Genomic DNA, 16,250 nt, shown 5'->3' on the forward strand with positions numbered 1-16,250 from the left:
GCGTCTGTTGTGAATTGCCGGGTCAGACATACAAGCCGATCGCGGTAACCACAAGCTTTCTGCTCGGCCAGAAATTTTGGCGCGCTTTCTCTCTTTATTCGTCGCCGTCATCATCCCGGAGCGTGATGGTTCCCTCATCGACAAGTGTCCGGATGGCGCCAATGATCTGGGTCATCGCCTCCTCTGCATCGGGTTGTTTGATTTTTCCGACCTCATCCATTTCTTCGCGCAGGTTTTCGGCCATACGCGACGACATGTTGGACAACAGGTAGTCAACCGATGCCCTGTCTCCTTCCGTTTCTGCACCGGCGAGCGCTGTAACCAGGACGGGTTGTTCCACACCGCGTAGAATGGCCGGTACATCACGGGGCAGAATGCGGGACGGGATATGGGCGAAGGTGAAAATGGATTGGCGAACTATGGTGGCAAAATCGGCGTCCTCTTCTTCTAATGCGCTCAGCAGGCCGTCCCGGGTCGAAGCAGCGGACTGATTCAGTATCGCGCCAACGCGGGCACCCGGTCCGTCGGCAAACGCTGTGGCAGGGCGCTGATCCATCTGAGCCGCCAGCGACCATCCGATCCGCTCGACGGCCTCTGGGCTGACATTTGCTGTTTTCGAAACCGCATAGGTAATACGCCGAGCAACTGGGCCGGGAAGGTGCCCTAGCAGTTGCGCAGCTTTGGCGGTTTCAAGTTTCGATAGCATCACGGCCGCAATCTCAGTGCTTTCGGCCTGCGCCATTTCGGCCAGATCTTCTGTAGGGATCTCTCGCAATCGCTGCCAAGGATCGCCGATCTGGCGTATGCCGGCCACTTTACGCAAACGCGCCGCAGTTGCCGGGGCGATTTTGCCGTTCACCACATCCAAAGCGCCCGCCAGACCATGTGGAAAGGACAGGCCAACACTGTCCAGCGCATCTGCAAATTCACCGGCAACAGCGTCCAAGGTAACCCGGTCGACAAGGCCCATTTTGCCCAGTTGGTGGGTTAGCTTTTCCTGTAAATCGTCGGGGAGCTCTTCCAGCGGAATGTCCGCCCCATCATTCAGCAAGAGACGTACAACCACCGCCGCCTTTTGTCGGCTGCTGAGGCTGCGGGCCACCAAGCGAAGGTCGTCATCGTTTTCTTTGGCCAGCTGGGCAGAAGCCCCCGGGGCCACCTGTACCAATGTGTTTGTGTTCTGCATCTGCCTGCGGTGCCAAAGTTCCTGTTCCACAGGCAGATTACAGAGAGTCGGGTAAAGAAAGGCTGAAGCTTAGTAGTTGTAGGTCAGTCCGGTGCGGATCGCCTCGCGCAGGGAAACCTCTGCCCAGGTTCCTTCGCCGCCACGTGCTTTGATTTCACGCCACTGCGCAATCGCCAGATCAGTTTTGCCCTCGGCGACAAAGCCTTGCGCCATATAGGAACGTGCCAGGATATTGTCGGGATTTGCGTTAATTGCACCTTCATAGAACAGGTTGGCCAGTTCCAGCTTGCCCATCTTCCGATAGGTAAATCCCCAATAGGTCAAGACGCGATCGTCATTCTGGTCCATCACGCGCAGCACGCCTTGGGCGTTTTTGAACTGCCCGTCATAGGCCAGTTCACGCACGGCGTGGTACAGCTGATCCTGAGTGAAATTGGTGTTGCTGGGCTTTACGCATTTGCCCGCGGCCTCATCATAGACCCGTCCGAACAGACATTTCTTGGTGGTGTTTGTTGTTTTTGGCGGCGTCGATCCCCCGCCGCCACCTGCGGCATGAACCATGGGGGCAAATGTAAGGGCCTGAATTGCAATAACCGAAGCTAGGATGAGGCGCATAATTGGTCTCCGTTCGTAGGGCTGCTCAGAATAAGCATAGCGCGTTCTATACAAAAGCTAACAACTGATCGCGCGAATTTATTCACAAGTTAGAAAGCGGGAATGATCCTGCCGTGATCAAGCAAAGAAAAACCCGCACAAAAATTTTGTGCGGGTCAGTATTGCAGAGTCTTTACGAAATTTTACTCGCCAAACACCCGGGCAAAGATCGTATCGACATGTTTGGTGTGATAGCCGAGATCGAATTTCTCTTCGATCTCCTCCTTGCTCAACGCGGCGGTCACGTCAGTATCTGCCAGAAGTTCTTCTTTGAAGTCTGTGCGGTGTTCCCAGACCTTCAACGCGTTGCGTTGAACCATAGCATAAGCCTCTTCCCGGCTGACCCCTGCCTGCGTCAGCGCCAGCAGAACCCGCTGGCTCATCACTAGACCGGGGAACTTGTTCATGTTCTCCATCATGTTCTCGGGGAAGATCAGCATTTTGTCGATCACGCCCGTCAGTCGAGCCAGAGCAAAATCCAGTGTGATCGTGGCGTCCGGCCCAATCATGCGTTCCACCGAGGAGTGTGAGATGTCGCGTTCGTGCCAGAGCGCCACATTCTCCATCGCCGGGATCACCGCCGCGCGCACCATGCGCGCCAGCCCGGTCAGGTTCTCGGTCAGTACAGGGTTCTTCTTGTGCGGCATCGCCGACGACCCTTTCTGCCCCATCGAGAAGAACTCGGCCCCCTCAAGAACCTCGGTCCGCTGCATGTGACGGATTTCAATGGCAACGTTTTCGATGCTGCTGGCGATCACGCCCAACGTGGCAAAGAACGCGGCATGGCGGTCGCGGGGGATGACCTGCGTGCTGATCGGTTCGGGCACCAGTCCCAGCTTGTCGCAGACATGCTCTTCGACCTGAGGGTCGATATTGGCAAAGGTGCCGACCGCGCCGCTGATCGCACCTGTTGCAATCTCGGCCCGTGCGTCGCGCATGCGGGATAGGTTGCGATCCATCTCGGCATAGAAGCGCGCGAATGTCAGGCCCATTGTGGTGGGCTCGGCGTGGATGCCGTGGCTGCGGCCGATGCGGACAGTGTCCTTATGTTCGATCGCGCGGCGTTTCAGAGCGGCCAGCAAACCTTCGAGGTCGGCGATCAGGATGTCGGCAGCGCGGGTCAGCTGAACGTTGAAACAGGTATCCAGCACGTCCGAGCTGGTCATGCCCTGATGCACGAAACGCGCCTCATCACTGCCGACATGCTCGGCCAAATGGGTCAGAAAAGCGATGACATCGTGTTTGGTGACGGCCTCAATCTCATCAATGCGGGCCACATCGAATTCCACATCCTTTGCCTTCCACACGGCCTCGGCGTTTTCACGCGGGATCACGCCCAGATCGGCCATGGCGTCACAGGCATGGGCCTCGATCTCGTACCAGATGCGGAACTTCGTCTCGGGCGACCAGATGGCGACCATGTCGGGGCGGGAATAACGTGGAATCATTGGCAGCGGCACCTTTTTATGATTTGGCAGAGGTCGTTGCGGCGCGGTTTAAACCCAGCCGCCCTACGGAACAAGGCGCGAGTGCGGTGATGAGACGGTTTGCCCTGATTTTATCCCTTTGGCCTGGTGTTGCGGCAGCGACAGAGTTCTGGCCGCTAACGGGTGATGAAATTGCCGAAGCCTTGTCGGGCAAAAAACTAACTTATGGCGACGGCATCTGGCAAACATTCGACCAAAGCGGGGTGACCCATTATTTTTCGGGTCGTCCCAGCACCGGAAAGTGGGCCGTGCAGGGCGATCAGTATTGCTCGGTTTGGCCGCCTTCGGATATCTGGGCGTGTTATGATGTTCTGCAAAGCGGTGTCATCATTCGATTTATTGACGGCGCAGGCGAGATCACAGACGGGTATTATCCCGAATGAACTTTCCAAACGAACTGACCGACTTCGAAGGGGACTGGAGCCTGTCACGCACCATTCGGGATGCGCGGGCCGGGCAGGTGGTTTTAGCCGATGGCTCTGCGCGATTCACCAGGTCCAAAGACGGTCTGATCTATGACGAGACGGTAACTCTGCGCATTCCGGGCCAGCCCGAAATGATGGGAACGCGCCGATACCTGTGGCAAGACAAGGGCGAAAGCGTTGCGGTGCATTTTGATGACGGGCGTTATTTCCACGCTCTCAAGCTGGGCCAGGCGCAGGCTGCGGATCACCATAATTGCCCGCCGGACAGCTATGACGCAGTCTATGATTTCTCGGGCTGGCCCTGTTGGAGGGTCCGTTGGACCGTGTCCGGCCCCCGGAAATCATACGAAATGAATACGGAATACATGCTGCGGTAGCGTAATCATCTTGCAGATGCGGCGCTGACAGGGCATTCCTGTTGCAGAATCTCGGTCCGTTTAGGGAGAAACAACATGAATGCGAACGTATTGGCCAATGCATTTGGCCCACGTGAAGGGACGGCGCTGCGCGTCAAACAGGTGGTTTTGGTTGCTTTGGGCATCGTTGCCTTGGCGGTCGCCGCCAAGATCAAAGTGCCGATGTGGCCGGTTCCAATCACCATGGGTACATTTGCGGTTCTGACCATCGGCACCGCCTATGGCGCACGGCTGGGTCTGGTAACCATGATGGGCTATCTGCTGATCGGCGCGCTGGGCTTTGACGTGTTCGCGGGCTCTTCGGCTGAAAAATTCGGCCTGACTTACATGATGGGTGGCACTGGCGGCTATCTGGTCGGATATGTGCTGGCTACCCTGATGCTGGGTACACTGGCCGCGCGCGGCTGGGACCGTTCGGTCGTGAAAATGGCGCTGGCGCTGGTACTGGCCAACGTTCTGATCTACGTCCCCGGCCTGCTGTGGCTGGGCCAGCTCTATGGCTGGGACCAGCCGATCCTGGCATGGGGCCTGACACCATTCCTGGTGGGTGATGCGATCAAGCTCGCGCTGGCCGCGCTGCTGATCCCCGGCCTGTGGAAGCTGGTGGGCGACGCCCGCACCTAAACCACAGTCAACCTGGTTGACATGAACCGCGCCCGGAGCGATCCCGGCGCGGTTTTTTGTTGCGCCAACAAGAGGCTGGACAAAACCGGCTGACACAGTTCAAGCTGTAGCAATAGAAACAACAGGTTATTCAGATATGCCTAATCTATTGAGGGCTGTAACCCTTTCCTGCGCGGTTGTTTGCGCCGGGGCAGGGAGTGCAAAAGCCGAAACACCGATCACCTATACTGATGAAGGGCGCGCCTTGTTCAGCTTTGCGGTACCAGATTTTTGGTCGGTTCGTACTGGCGGCCCGCGTGAGGTCGATGACACCGAGCTGAACGATCCCCGCGCGGTTGCCCGAGTCATGGGGATCAAACCGGTAACGGATGACAACGTATGGATTGGATTTGTCTCGCCATCTGGTGTGTCATCCATCGACGGTGGCCTGCGATACCTTCAGGATATCGACAAGTTTCTGGTCAAAGATCCGATCGTTTCGGAAACAGTCGCAACCCGGATCGGAGGTCTGCCAGCGCGGGTTATCCGCGGTACCGGCACCCGTGATCGGCGGGGGATAAATTTCACGGCCACAGTGATTGACTTGCCGCGTGATCGCGTGGCTGTCGCAGTGGCCGTATTAAGAGACGGCGCCGATCCTGGCTATGTGGACGACCTGAATGCCGTATTCGCGTCATTCCGGTCGCTTCAGTGAGGAGGTTTGGATGACTCGAAAGCTGATGAAACGGTCGATCGCCGCGCTGGTATTCGGTTTGACCAGTATCACCTTGTCTGCCTGCGACGGCGTGACGGTTGGTGTGGGATACGGATATGATCCGTTCTATGACTCGATGCTTTGGAACGACTACTATCACGACGTTGATGTGGACATTGATGTAAATCGTCCACCGCAGGGTAAGCCTCCGGTCAAACCCAAACCTCCGGTCACCAAGCCCCCGGCGCGCCCACGCCCCCCTGTCGCCAAGCCCCCCGCACGTCCACCGGTTGCCCGGCCACCAGTTGCCCGGCCGCCTATTCACCGCCCGTCACCGCGGCGGCGCTGATGCGGATCAGGACAGCAATTCCGTCGTGATTTTCGCTGTTCCTTCAAGTGTCCTGTGAACAGGGCACTTGTCGGCGATTTCAAGCAGACGTGCGCGCTGATCCTGATCCAAGGGGCCCTCGAGCCGGATTTTGCGGCGGAACAGATCGACCTTGTTGTCAGTGATCAGACCCGCATCCTGTGCGTGGACCTTGTTATGGCAAACATCGACAGTGATGCCTGTTAGTGGCCAGCCCTTGCGCCGCGCATACATCCGGATTGTCATCGAAGTACAGGCTCCCAGACCCGATGACACAAAGCCATAGGGCGACATACCGCGGTCGGTGCCTCCATATGAGGCCGGTTCGTCTGCTACAGCATGATGCTTGGGGCCGGACTGAATGTCTTGCTGGAATCCGTTGGGATCGGCCTCAGTCACCCGCACCACGCCTTCGGGCGCACCCGGTGGTGGGGCAGGCGGGCGCAGCACCACATAGCGCGTAACCCAAGCCGCTATTACATCTGCCGCATATTCCGCATCCGCCGCGCGTGTAATCAGGTGATCAGCGTCGTCCAGCGTCACAAAGCTTTTGGGATGTTTGGCTGCCAGAAAGATCGCGCTTGCATTGTCAATACTAACCGTTTCGTCGCGTGGCGCATGAAGTATCAGCAGCGCGGCCTTCAGATCCGCAATCGCAGGGGTTAGCGCGGATTGGGCGATATCTTCGACGAACGCTTTGCCAATACGGAACGGGCGACCACCCAAAGTGACCTCGGCCGATCCCTTTTGTTGGATTTCCGACAGTGCGGCGTCGAAATGGTGCGAGACATGCCCTGGATCGGCAGGCGCGCCCAGCGTAACAACGGCCTTAACACTCGAAATACCAGCTCGGGCGCGCAGAACCGCTGCCCCTCCGAGAGAATGCCCGATCAGCAGAGACGGGGACATGTTCCGTCCAGCCAGATACCGTGAGGCGGCGATCAGATCCTCAACATTCGAGGTGAAAGTGGTGTTTGCAAATTCGCCGTCTGAATGACCCAAGCCTGTGAAATCAAACCGCAATACCGCGATACCCATCGCTGCCAGACGGGCTGCGATCCTGCGCGCGGCCGGGATATCTTTTGAACAGGTAAAGCAATGGGCAAACAATGCCGTAGCAAGGACAGGCCCGTCCGGCAGGTCGAGGCGTGCAGCCAGTTGGTGGCCGTCGTGACCGGCAAAGGTGATGCGTTCGGTGGGCATGGCAGTTCCTTACGTCATGAGGTGCCTCAATATTGTGGCCGCCAGCGAGGGGTCTCAACCCCAATGTAAGAAGCGTCACGGGAAGGTGAGACTGGGTCAGGTGCCGGCGGAGTTCTGGCGCGATAGGTTGAATCAACTTTTGTGATGCGTTCCCAATCAAACATTCACTTTAATAAAGCGAACGCCACCTTCATCTTGAGCCTGTCGAACATAACCAGCCACGGAGGCAACAATGGTACATCTCACTTCTCAGCCACATGGCACAAATCTTCGAGTAGATTTACTGATCGCTATCGCCGTAACTGCGGTCGTCAGTTTTGCCGCGGGTCAGAACTGGACACAGCCGACATCTTTTGCCAGCGCGGAAATCGAGGACTGGCATGGGAACGTCAAACGGTCAAACTGGCCGAACTGAGGGGTCAGGCCAGCCCCATAAGCTGTGGGTCAAAGGGATAGGTGGAAAGGTTTTCATACCCATCCTCAGTGATCAGAACCTGATCTTCGAGTTTGATTGAGAAATCTGCACCTATCTCGCCAACCGCGGCTTCGACGCACAGAACCATGCCCGGTTCCAGTTGGTAATCGTAGGCACCTGCAACGGCCTTGTCCGGATAGGCGACCAGAGGCCACTCGTCACACAGGCCAACGCCGTGCATCAGGCAACCGTATTTCTGATCCTGAAACTTGTCATCCAGCCTGTGACTGTTGGCGGTCAGTTCGGGGATCGTAACACCGGGTCTCAGCATCTCCATATTGGTCATGATATGCTCATGCGCGTGCTGCATGGCATAGACCATATCCGGGCGGGGTTTTTCGTCCCCGATCCACCAGGTGCGCGAGATATCGATGCAGATGCCGTAAGACCCGATCAGATCGGTATCGAAGGCGATGATTTCATTCTTTTGCGTGATCCGGGGACCACATTCCTGAAACCAAGGGTTGGTGCGCGGGCCTGACGCCAGCAGGCGGGTTTCGATCCACTCACCCCCTCGCCGGATGTTTTCGGCATGCAGAATGGCCCAAATGTCGTCTTCCGAGGTTCTTCCGTCTCCGACATTGGCGCGGGCAAATGCCTCCATCTCGGCCACCGCGGTCTCGCAGGCGTGATTGGCACAACGCATCGCCAGAATTTCGTCCGGGCCTTTCACGGCGCGGGACTTTTCAGTGACTTCCTCGCCTTCCATGATCTCGAACCCCTGGGCCTCAAGGGCGCGCAAACCGTGCAGCATGATCTTGTCCACGGCCAGCCGCTTGTTGCCGCCGCCATGCGCATCAATCAGCGCCCGCACTTCGTTCGAGAGCACATCCGCCGCAACATCGACCTTGTCGCCGCGATCGAAATAGAACAGGTCGGCGCCCGAACGTTGTTCCTTAACTAACGGGTTGAATTTGCTTAGAAAAGGTGAGTTTTTATAATCCCAGATCACCATATACCCGTCGGCACATAACAGCACCGCGCGGAAGGGGTTATGCGTGTTCCAGAGCTGCATGTTGGTGCTGTCTGTGGCGTATCGAATGTTCAGAGGATCAAACATCAACAAGCCACCATAGCCACGATCTACGATGGCCTTGGTCAGACGTTTCCACCTAAACTCACGCATCCTCTCAAGGTTCGGCAAGGACAGCCCGGCGGCTTCCCATTCGGCGAAGGCCAGCTGTGTGGGGCCGATCTCGATCCGGTCCAAATCATTGGGCGTGCCGTCCCCAAGCGCTGTGCCTTTGGTGGGGTCGATCTTGCGGATATCTCTATGGTGACGGTTCATAGTAGCCCTCCCTGCCTGTCTATCGAGCGTGAAGAAGCATTCTTTCAGCGTCTTGATAATTTGCGACCGCCATCCGTCGCTTTTTGACCGACAAGTCGAAGTGCCGATGTTAGGTCGGGTTCATGACGACCATTTTGCAGACCTCTACTCCCTATGATCCTTTGAAACCCCGCCCGCTGCCGGGTATTCAGCCCGCCAGTATGGAAACTTGGTTGCATCAGGACGAAGCGTTCGCGGCCCAGATGGAATATCGGGAAGCGTTGCTGAAAGAGCGTCACGCTGATGTTCTTGCGCTGGCGCTCGAAGCCGAACCAGCCGCACAAGAAGTCTTGGACCTGGTGTTGCAATATGCGTACCCCGGATGCTCAGACCTCGTCACGAGAGCCGATGGGCAGAAGGTCCAGATTGATCGGCAGGCCCCAATGGAAACCCTTTGCAGACTGGTGCAGGAGGATATCTGTATCTTGCAAAAGCAAGGGGACGAACATGTTTTGACTGGCGCGGTTTTGTGTTTTCCAGCCAGTTGGCGACTGTCAGAAAAATTCATGCGTCCCCTGATCGACATCCATGTACCGGTCAACAGCTACGACGAAAGCATCGCGCGCCGTGTCCAGCGGTTGTTTGATGGAATTCAGCCCGATAAGCCGCTCTGGCGGTTTAATGCGCTGTGGTATGAGGATGCCGATCTGCATCAGCCTCGAAGCGCTACAGAACCGCGCGAGGTCAGTTCACCCGGAGCCGCGTGCTATTTGCGCAGCGAGAGGCAAACATTGTTGCGGCTGCCGAAAACGCGGGCTGTGGTTTTTTCGATCCACACCTATGTTCTTGAGGCGGAAGCCTTCGCCAAAAAGAAAACCCCACCTGACGGCGGGGCTTCCTAGGAGGGTCTTATTGGAATTAGTCTACATGCCTAAAGCAGTTGCCACACCGGCAAAGGCACCGCTGGTGCTGAGCGCTGATATTGCAACCGAATAGGCAAGTACCTGAGTATTCAGGCGGAAATCTTCACCTCGGATCAGGTTGACGGCAGCCATCGAGGCCGCGATCGGGACCGACACGCTGGCCACGGCACCCGTAAGTCCCCAACTGGTAAGTCGCAGGATATCATTGGGTTTCTCGTGGTCGAGGGGGGGAGTGTCGGTCCGATCATCCGGTTTCTGCTCGATCGGTTCTGTCCGAAAAGCAATGCTAAGCAACTGCTCGTCTGACAGCTGGATTGGCCGCGCATGTGAGGTCTGCGTTTTGTTTCTTGGCTCATCCAGATCTTCTGTCTCCGTTAATTCAAGACCTGCAAACGGCCCGGAAACGGATTCGAAAATTTGTTTTCTGTCCCGCTGTTTAACGGGCGCCAGAGTGTCAAAAGCACTCATGAATTGTTCCATGGTCAGGACTGTATTCGGAGACAGCCATTCCACGCGCTGAGTCGCACAGATATCAACCATGCGATACAGGATCACAACAAGCATAAGCTCCGAGATCTCGCTGTCGTCCAGCAAGGCGGATACAGGGGTAATTGTGACCGTCAACCGGTTTTCGGGCAGGGTCACCCGGGGTTTCGAGAGGGTTCTCAGACCGGCCGCACGGTCCCGCCGTTCAAACCGGTCTTCTGTTTCAGCCAGTTGGGTATCCAGCGTAAGGCGCACGAGGTACTGACTTGAGACGATGCTCGCCTCGGTCGTGTTCAGGATCGTTTTGCGCTCAACAAGATGGCCGTAATCTTCCAGGGTCGCCGCCACAATGGCACCAAACCGCTCGATCGCGCCATTGGTCTTGCCTGTGAACTGCAGGCCGCCGTGATAGCTGTGCTTCGGAGTCACTGCGCATTCCTTTGTGCATTCCGTCAGATGACTCAAATTATCAACAGATAAGGGAAAGAATTGGGCGGAAATGGAAAAAAATGAGAAATCGGCAAGATTGATTACGCATTGGAAACCTAGGCATTTTAAGGGCTATTTAGCGTCTGTGGCGACAATGTGTCTGAATTGCGGTCGCTCTACATGACAGACCGACACAATCATCCGTCGATTCGAGCAGCCATGATTGCGATGGATTCTTGGTACACCGTCGCGGCATTCCACTGTTGAATGACCGCAAAATTCGGTTGGCCCGGTTGATATCCGCGTCCGGGCTTCCAGCCCTTTTTACGCAGGAAATTAGCGGTCGAGGCCAGCGCATCGGTCATGTTGTAGAAATCGACCTGACCGTCACCGGTGGCATCAACACCGTATTCCAAGGCATTGCCCGGCAGAAACTGTGTATGTCCCAGTTCACCGTGTTTGGCACCAACGGTGTTGGTCGTAATGCTGCCTTGATCAACCAGTTTCAGTGCTCCAATGGCGTGAGGGACAAAGAACTCGGATCGGCGACAATCGTAAGCCAAAGTAGTTATTGCTGACACAACCTGACTGTCGCCCATGAAATTCCCAAATCCTGTTTCCATTCCGTGGATAGCGATCAGGATGCCTGCTGGTACCCCATACTGACGCTCAAGCGTCGCATAGAACTGGGGGTTTCTGGCTTTGCGTTTGCGGCCTTGTGCAACGATGGTATCCGCGCCGCGGATCTGCATGAATTTATCCAGCGAATACCTAAAGCTCTTTTGGTTTCGGTCCGCGGCAATGGTTCTGGTGGCGTATTGGCTTTGGCTCAGCGCTTGCAGACCTTTCTTTTTCACACCAGCGCGCCGGGCCTGTTTGGCGAAATCCTGTTTCCAAGCCTCAAATCCGTTCCCGGTGTTGCCGCAGGGGGCCGCCGCCGCAAAACCTGGGAGAGAAAATGCCAGAATAAGAGCAAACCGAAACATCGTGTAATCCGATCCAATGAAATGACATAAGCAGCCTAGGCAGGTAAGCCGCGCCCGAAAAGGGGTTAATACAAGTCGAGTTCCCCGGTGCCCTTCAAGCTTTCGAACCACTCATCCGGCGTTTTGTCGATTTTAGCATGCTTGACCATCATAGCATTCATATTGGGGAGATCAGACGAATCCGGCCAGTTTTCAGGGTTCCACAGATCCGAGCGTATGACGCATTTGGGGCAATGTGCGAAAGCGGTCTCGACATGAATCAGAAGGGCCAGCTTAGGGGCGTGATCCTTCACCGCCAGACTGTTCAGCAGATCGGGGTCAGTACATATGCGTGCGGTTCCCCGGATGCGCAGAGTCTCCATCTTGCCGGGCACAAAGAAGATCACGCTGACGCGCGGGTCCAGGAGAATATTGTGAAACGTATCGGTCCGCTTGTTTCCGGGTCGGTCGGGAATGGCGATCAGATTATCCGAGACCACCCGGACAAACCCTTCGGGATCCCCCCGAGGAGAGATATCCAGATAGCCGCCGGGGTTGGCAGAGGCGATCAAGCAGAAGGTCGACTTGGCGATAAAGTCACGGCATATGCCGTCCAGCGCGGTCTGTTCCTTGGCGATGATCTGGGGAAGGGGCGCGCCAGTGATGCGTTCCAGCTCCTCTGTCGACGTGATGAAATCCGAAAATGGGGCGAATGCGGTTTCGGCTGACATGCGATCTCTCCTAACCGGGGTAACGGCAACTGTGAAAGATCGTGCCAAACGAAACAAGGGGCGCCCGGTGGACGCCCCTTTAGAATTTTCGACGAAAATTCTGGATCAGCAGCTGTAATACATGCCGTACTCAACCGGGTGCGGCGTGTGTTCGTAGGTTTCGACTTCGTCCATCTTCAGCGCGATGTAGCCGTCGATCTGGTCTTTGGTGAACACGTCGCCCTGCAGCAGGAAGTCGTGATCCGATGCCAGAGCTTCCAGAGCCTCACGCAGCGAGCCGCAAACGGTCGGGATGTCGGCCAGTTCTTCGGCAGGCAGATCGTAGAGGTTCTTGTCCATGGCTTCGCCTGGATCGATCTTGTTCTTGATGCCGTCCAGACCAGCCATCAGCAGCGCGGCAAACGCCAGGTAGGGGTTTGCGGCCGGATCAGGGAAGCGGGCTTCGACGCGCTTGGCTTTCGGGCTTTCGGTCCATGGAATACGGACACAACCCGAACGGTTACGAGCCGAGTAAGCACGCAGGACGGGGGCTTCAAATCCGGGGATCAGACGCTTGTAGCTGTTGGTCGCCGGGTTGGTGAAGGCATTCAGTGTCTTGGCGTGCTTCAGGATACCGCCGATGAAGAACAGTGCCTCGTCCGACAGATCAGCATACTTGTCGCCAGCAAACAGAGGCTTGCCGTCCTTCCAGATCGACATGTTCACATGCATGCCGGTACCGTTGTCGCCTGCGATTGGCTTCGGCATGAAGGTCGCCGATTTGCCGTAGGCATGCGCCACGTTATGGATGATGTATTTGAACTTCTGCAGCTCATCTGCCTGTTTGGTCAGGCTGTCAAAGATCAGGCCCAGCTCGTGCTGGCATGACGCAACCTCGTGGTGATGCTTGTCGACCTTCATGCCCAGACGCTTCATGGTCGACAGCATTTCCGAACGCAGATCCTGGGCTTCGTCGATCGGGTTGACCGGGAAGTAACCGCCCTTAACCCCCGGGCGGTGGCCCATGTTGCCCATCTCGTATTCGGTGTCGGTGTTCCAGGATGCATCAGTTGCATCAACTTCGTAAGATACTTTGTTGATGCTGTTGGAAAAACGAACGTCGTCGAACAGGAAGAACTCGGCTTCAGGACCCATATAGGCCACGTCGCCGATACCGGTTGCTTTCAAGTAGGCTTCGGCTTTCTGGGCGGTGCCGCGCGGGTCACGCTCATAAGCTTCGCCGGTGTCGGGCTCAACAACTGAGCAATGCACGCAGATGGTTTTCTCTGCGTAAAACGGATCGACATAGGCGCTGTTGGTATCGACCATCAGTTTCATGTCCGAGGCTTCGATGGACTTCCAGCCAGCGATGGAAGAGCCATCGAACATGAAGCCTTCTTCAAGGAAGTCTTCATCTACCTGATCGGCTACCAGGGTGACGTGCTGCAGTTTGCCGCGCGGGTCAGTGAAGCGGACGTCGACATATTCGGCGCCTTCGTCCTTGATTAGCTGAAGAACTGCGTCCTTGCTCATTCTCTTGATTCCTCTGAATTGAAGATTTGGTCTTGTTACAGTGCGTCCGAACCGGTTTCGCCGGTACGGATGCGAATTGCTTGTTCGACGGGTGAGACAAAGATCTTGCCATCGCCGATCTTGTCGGTTTTGGCGGCGGAAACGATGGCTTCGATGGCGGCATCGACCAGATCGTCGTCCAGCACAACCTCGACCTTCACCTTGGGCAGAAAGTCGACCACATATTCCGCGCCGCGGTAAAGTTCAGTGTGACCTTTCTGACGGCCAAACCCCTTGACCTCGATCACGCTGAGGCCCTGGACTCCGACGTCCTGCAGCGCCTCTTTCACTTCGTCCAGTTTGAACGGCTTGATGATCGCTTCGATCTTCTTCATACCGGGCTCCCTTTAACTCTTGTCAGGATGGCACTGACCACGTCTAAGATCGGGCGGCAATGTGAATGAGAAAATGGCGATGCCGGGTTGCATGGAAATTGGATGGCCGGTGAAATTTTGAACAGTTTGCACAAAAAATAGTCAAAATTGAATCGCACGAGGGTTCAGCATGACAGACTTACTGACTGCAGCACAGATGCGGGCGATCGAACAAGCGGCCATTGAGTCCGGTGAGGTGACCGGTCTTGAGCTGATGGAACGGGCTGGGCAGGGTGTTGTCGAGGCGATTTTCGAGGAGTGGCCAGAGTTGGACAAGCGAGGGGCCAGCCCCTCGCGTTCCCTGACGTATCCGCGGCCAGATGAAGAGGATCCGTTGCGGGCAGTTGTCTTGTGTGGGCCAGGAAACAACGGTGGGGACGGGTTCGTCGTGGCCAGGCTTTTGCGGGAGCAAGGGTGGGAAGTCGCGGTGTTTCTGTATGGCGACCTAGAGAAGCTGCCGCCGGATGCGCGGGTGAATTATGAGCGGTGGCTGGAGCTGGGTGAAGTTTCTAAGCTTACCCTGCCGACACCGACCAAACGTGAAGTTTCCAAGTTGGAGAAACACGCAGCCCGACCGTCAAGTTCGCAAGGCCCTGATTTGATATTGGATGCTTTGTTTGGAACAGGGCTAATACGTCCGATTGGTGGATTGAAACCTGCTCTTGCCAAGCTTCAGATAGGTTCAGAGGCGGATGCCGATCCGTGGTGGCCGCGCGTCGTTTCGGTCGACATTCCGTCTGGTCTTTGCGCTGATAGCGGTAGGATTCTGGGGGACGAAGGTGTAATTGTTGGCGCCCACCTAACAGTGACGTTTCATAGCAAAAAGCGTGGACATCTTCTGGACGTAGGGGCCCAGTTCTGTGGAAAGACCGTCATAGTTGACATTGGGCTGTCTTCACCAAGCGATCTCGGTTCGATCTCGCGCATGTCTTTGGCTGATCTGCATAGCGAGCGACGTTTGGGGAGAGTGCTGTCTCGATTGGTAGATGAAAGTGGATTGCCACAGAATCTCAGCAAGGCTTCGTTTGAGCACAAATACTCGCACGGCCACGCCTTGATCATGACCGGAGGCCCCGGCAAAACCGGTGCTGCGCGGCTGGCAGCGCGGGGGGCGCTGCGGATTGGGGCGGGGCTGGTGAATCTGGGCGTGCCTCCTGCGGCTCAGATGGAGGTTTCGGCGCAAGTGACGGCGGTCATGTTGCAGCGGGTCGAGAGCGCGGATGGTCTGTCGAAAATCCTAGAGGATGAGCGGCTGAACGCTTTGTGTCTCGGCCCCGGATTGGGGCTGGACCGTGCGCGCGATCTGGTGCCGGTTGCGTTGGCTGCGGAGCGGGCGACGGTTCTGGATGCTGACGCACTGACGGCTTTTGCGGATGATCCTGCAGCCCTGTTTGGGATGCTGCATGAAAACTGTGTTCTCACTCCGCATGGCGGCGAGTTTGCACGGTTGTTCCCGGACATTGCGGAAAAACTGAAAGCGGTTCCCATCAAGGGTCCGGCCTATTCCAAAGTGGACGCCACCCGAGAGGCTGCCAGGCGGGCAGGGTGCGTGGTTCTGTTCAAGGGGCCCGATACCGTGATTGCGGATTCGAACGGGCGATGCTCAGTGAATTCGGCCGTCTATGAACGTGCGGCGCCCTGGTTGGCGACAGCCGGGGCCGGCGACGTGTTGGCGGGGTTTATCACCGGGTTGCTGGCGCGGCGGTTCTCGCCTTTGCAGGCGGCGGAAACTGCGGCATGGCTGCATGTGGAATGTGCGCGATCTTTCGGGCCGGGGTTGATCGCTGAAGATTTGCCCGAACAGTTGCCACGGGTTTTGCGGGAAGTGGGTTCTTAATCGCCTCGGCGAAAATCCGCCGCTGCAGTATTCGATGTCCCAAAATGAGCGTATGATGAAATTCAGGTCAGGCGTCAGTATTGCGGCAAGCGGTCTGGGTGACTTGGATGACATATATTCTATCGTTTTGAAGTAGATCAAATTAACACCCTTCAG

Annotated in this window: 18 protein-coding genes; 8 read left to right on the top strand and 10 right to left on the bottom strand. The window is 56.5% G+C overall.

All coding sequences use genetic code 11. From position 1 onward, the window contains the following. Positions 1 to 94: 94 nt before the first annotated feature. From AC2FIZ_RS00960 to purB, 3 genes are all read right to left on the bottom strand, one after another. A complete protein-coding gene (locus AC2FIZ_RS00960) occupies positions 95 to 1,186 on the bottom strand; it encodes a flagellar motor switch protein FliG (RefSeq protein WP_281994443.1) in 1,092 nt (363 codons plus the stop codon). 69 nt (positions 1,187 to 1,255) lie between these two features. Further along, a complete protein-coding gene (locus AC2FIZ_RS00965) occupies positions 1,256 to 1,801 on the bottom strand; it encodes a tetratricopeptide repeat protein (RefSeq protein ID WP_281971903.1) in 546 nt (181 codons plus the stop codon). A gap of 182 nt (positions 1,802 to 1,983) precedes the next feature. Next, entirely contained in the window at positions 1,984 to 3,288 is a 1,305-nt protein-coding gene (purB, locus tag AC2FIZ_RS00970) for an adenylosuccinate lyase (RefSeq protein WP_281994445.1), read from the bottom strand. Positions 3,289 to 3,377: 89 nt separating this feature from the next. Between purB and AC2FIZ_RS00975 the strand changes: the two genes are divergently transcribed. The 5 genes from AC2FIZ_RS00975 to AC2FIZ_RS00995 all read left to right on the top strand — a co-directional run bounded on the left by AC2FIZ_RS00975 (position 3,378) and on the right by AC2FIZ_RS00995 (position 5,835). Continuing rightward, positions 3,378 to 3,710 (top strand): hypothetical protein, encoded by a 333-nt coding sequence (locus AC2FIZ_RS00975; RefSeq protein WP_281994446.1) that lies wholly within the window; start codon positions 3,378 to 3,380, stop codon positions 3,708 to 3,710. Next, the gene (locus tag AC2FIZ_RS00980; protein WP_281994447.1) at positions 3,707 to 4,129 is read left to right on the top strand and encodes a DUF6314 family protein; all 423 of its coding nucleotides are present in this window, start codon (positions 3,707 to 3,709) and stop codon (positions 4,127 to 4,129) included. Before AC2FIZ_RS00975 ends, AC2FIZ_RS00980 begins: the two co-directional genes overlap by 4 nt. Positions 4,130 to 4,204: 75 nt before the next feature. Then, entirely contained in the window at positions 4,205 to 4,792 is a 588-nt protein-coding gene (locus tag AC2FIZ_RS00985) for a biotin transporter BioY (protein WP_142633110.1), read from the top strand. Between the two features lie 136 nt (positions 4,793 to 4,928). Continuing rightward, positions 4,929 to 5,486, top strand: coding sequence for a hypothetical protein (locus AC2FIZ_RS00990; protein WP_246097122.1), 558 nt, complete (start codon positions 4,929 to 4,931; stop codon positions 5,484 to 5,486). A 10-nt stretch (positions 5,487 to 5,496) separates the two neighbouring features. Continuing rightward, the gene (locus tag AC2FIZ_RS00995) at positions 5,497 to 5,835 is read left to right on the top strand and encodes a hypothetical protein (RefSeq protein WP_271947672.1); all 339 of its coding nucleotides are present in this window, start codon (positions 5,497 to 5,499) and stop codon (positions 5,833 to 5,835) included. A gap of 6 nt (positions 5,836 to 5,841) precedes the next feature. On the opposite strand, the gene AC2FIZ_RS01000 is transcribed toward AC2FIZ_RS00995, so the two are convergent. Beyond that, complete coding sequence (locus tag AC2FIZ_RS01000) at positions 5,842 to 7,056, bottom strand: bifunctional alpha/beta hydrolase/OsmC family protein (RefSeq protein WP_271947669.1); 1,215 nt, start codon at positions 7,054 to 7,056, stop codon at positions 5,842 to 5,844. 232 nt (positions 7,057 to 7,288) lie between these two features. Between AC2FIZ_RS01000 and AC2FIZ_RS01005 the strand changes: the two genes are divergently transcribed. Beyond that, the gene (locus AC2FIZ_RS01005) at positions 7,289 to 7,471 is read left to right on the top strand and encodes a hypothetical protein (protein WP_271947667.1); all 183 of its coding nucleotides are present in this window, start codon (positions 7,289 to 7,291) and stop codon (positions 7,469 to 7,471) included. Positions 7,472 to 7,475: 4 nt separating this feature from the next. On the opposite strand, the gene dddP is transcribed toward AC2FIZ_RS01005, so the two are convergent. Then, positions 7,476 to 8,819 carry a dimethylsulfonioproprionate lyase DddP gene (gene dddP, locus AC2FIZ_RS01010; RefSeq protein WP_281994448.1) on the bottom strand — a complete coding sequence of 448 codons (1,344 nt, stop codon included), beginning with the start codon at positions 8,817 to 8,819 and terminating at the stop codon, positions 7,476 to 7,478. Positions 8,820 to 8,941: 122 nt separating this feature from the next. Between dddP and AC2FIZ_RS01015 the strand changes: the two genes are divergently transcribed. Then, positions 8,942 to 9,700: a heme-dependent oxidative N-demethylase family protein gene (locus tag AC2FIZ_RS01015; protein WP_281994449.1), complete on the top strand. Its 759-nt coding sequence runs from the start codon at positions 8,942 to 8,944 to the stop codon at positions 9,698 to 9,700. A 21-nt stretch (positions 9,701 to 9,721) separates the two neighbouring features. On the opposite strand, the gene AC2FIZ_RS01020 is transcribed toward AC2FIZ_RS01015, so the two are convergent. The 5 genes from AC2FIZ_RS01020 to AC2FIZ_RS01040 form a co-directional block, all read right to left on the bottom strand. Beyond that, positions 9,722 to 10,636 carry a hypothetical protein gene (locus tag AC2FIZ_RS01020; protein ID WP_496790456.1) on the bottom strand — a complete coding sequence of 305 codons (915 nt, stop codon included), beginning with the start codon at positions 10,634 to 10,636 and terminating at the stop codon, positions 9,722 to 9,724. 197 nt (positions 10,637 to 10,833) lie between these two features. Next, positions 10,834 to 11,622: a lytic murein transglycosylase gene (locus AC2FIZ_RS01025; RefSeq protein ID WP_271947660.1), complete on the bottom strand. Its 789-nt coding sequence runs from the start codon at positions 11,620 to 11,622 to the stop codon at positions 10,834 to 10,836. Positions 11,623 to 11,687: 65 nt separating this feature from the next. Continuing rightward, positions 11,688 to 12,332 (bottom strand): MSMEG_1061 family FMN-dependent PPOX-type flavoprotein, encoded by a 645-nt coding sequence (locus AC2FIZ_RS01030; RefSeq protein ID WP_496676162.1) that lies wholly within the window; start codon positions 12,330 to 12,332, stop codon positions 11,688 to 11,690. 105 nt (positions 12,333 to 12,437) lie between these two features. After that, a complete protein-coding gene (gene glnA, locus AC2FIZ_RS01035) occupies positions 12,438 to 13,844 on the bottom strand; it encodes a type I glutamate--ammonia ligase (protein ID WP_142633127.1) in 1,407 nt (468 codons plus the stop codon). A gap of 35 nt (positions 13,845 to 13,879) precedes the next feature. Continuing rightward, positions 13,880 to 14,218 (bottom strand): P-II family nitrogen regulator, encoded by a 339-nt coding sequence (locus AC2FIZ_RS01040; RefSeq protein WP_142633129.1) that lies wholly within the window; start codon positions 14,216 to 14,218, stop codon positions 13,880 to 13,882. 169 nt (positions 14,219 to 14,387) lie between these two features. Here AC2FIZ_RS01040 and AC2FIZ_RS01045 point away from each other — a divergent pair, with 169 nt between their 5' ends. Next, positions 14,388 to 16,094, top strand: a complete 1,707-nt coding sequence (locus AC2FIZ_RS01045; protein WP_281971912.1) for an NAD(P)H-hydrate dehydratase — start codon at positions 14,388 to 14,390, stop codon at positions 16,092 to 16,094. Positions 16,095 to 16,250: the final 156 nt, after the last annotated feature.

The sequence above is a fragment of the Ruegeria sp. CDSB022 genome, assembly GCF_059611145.1.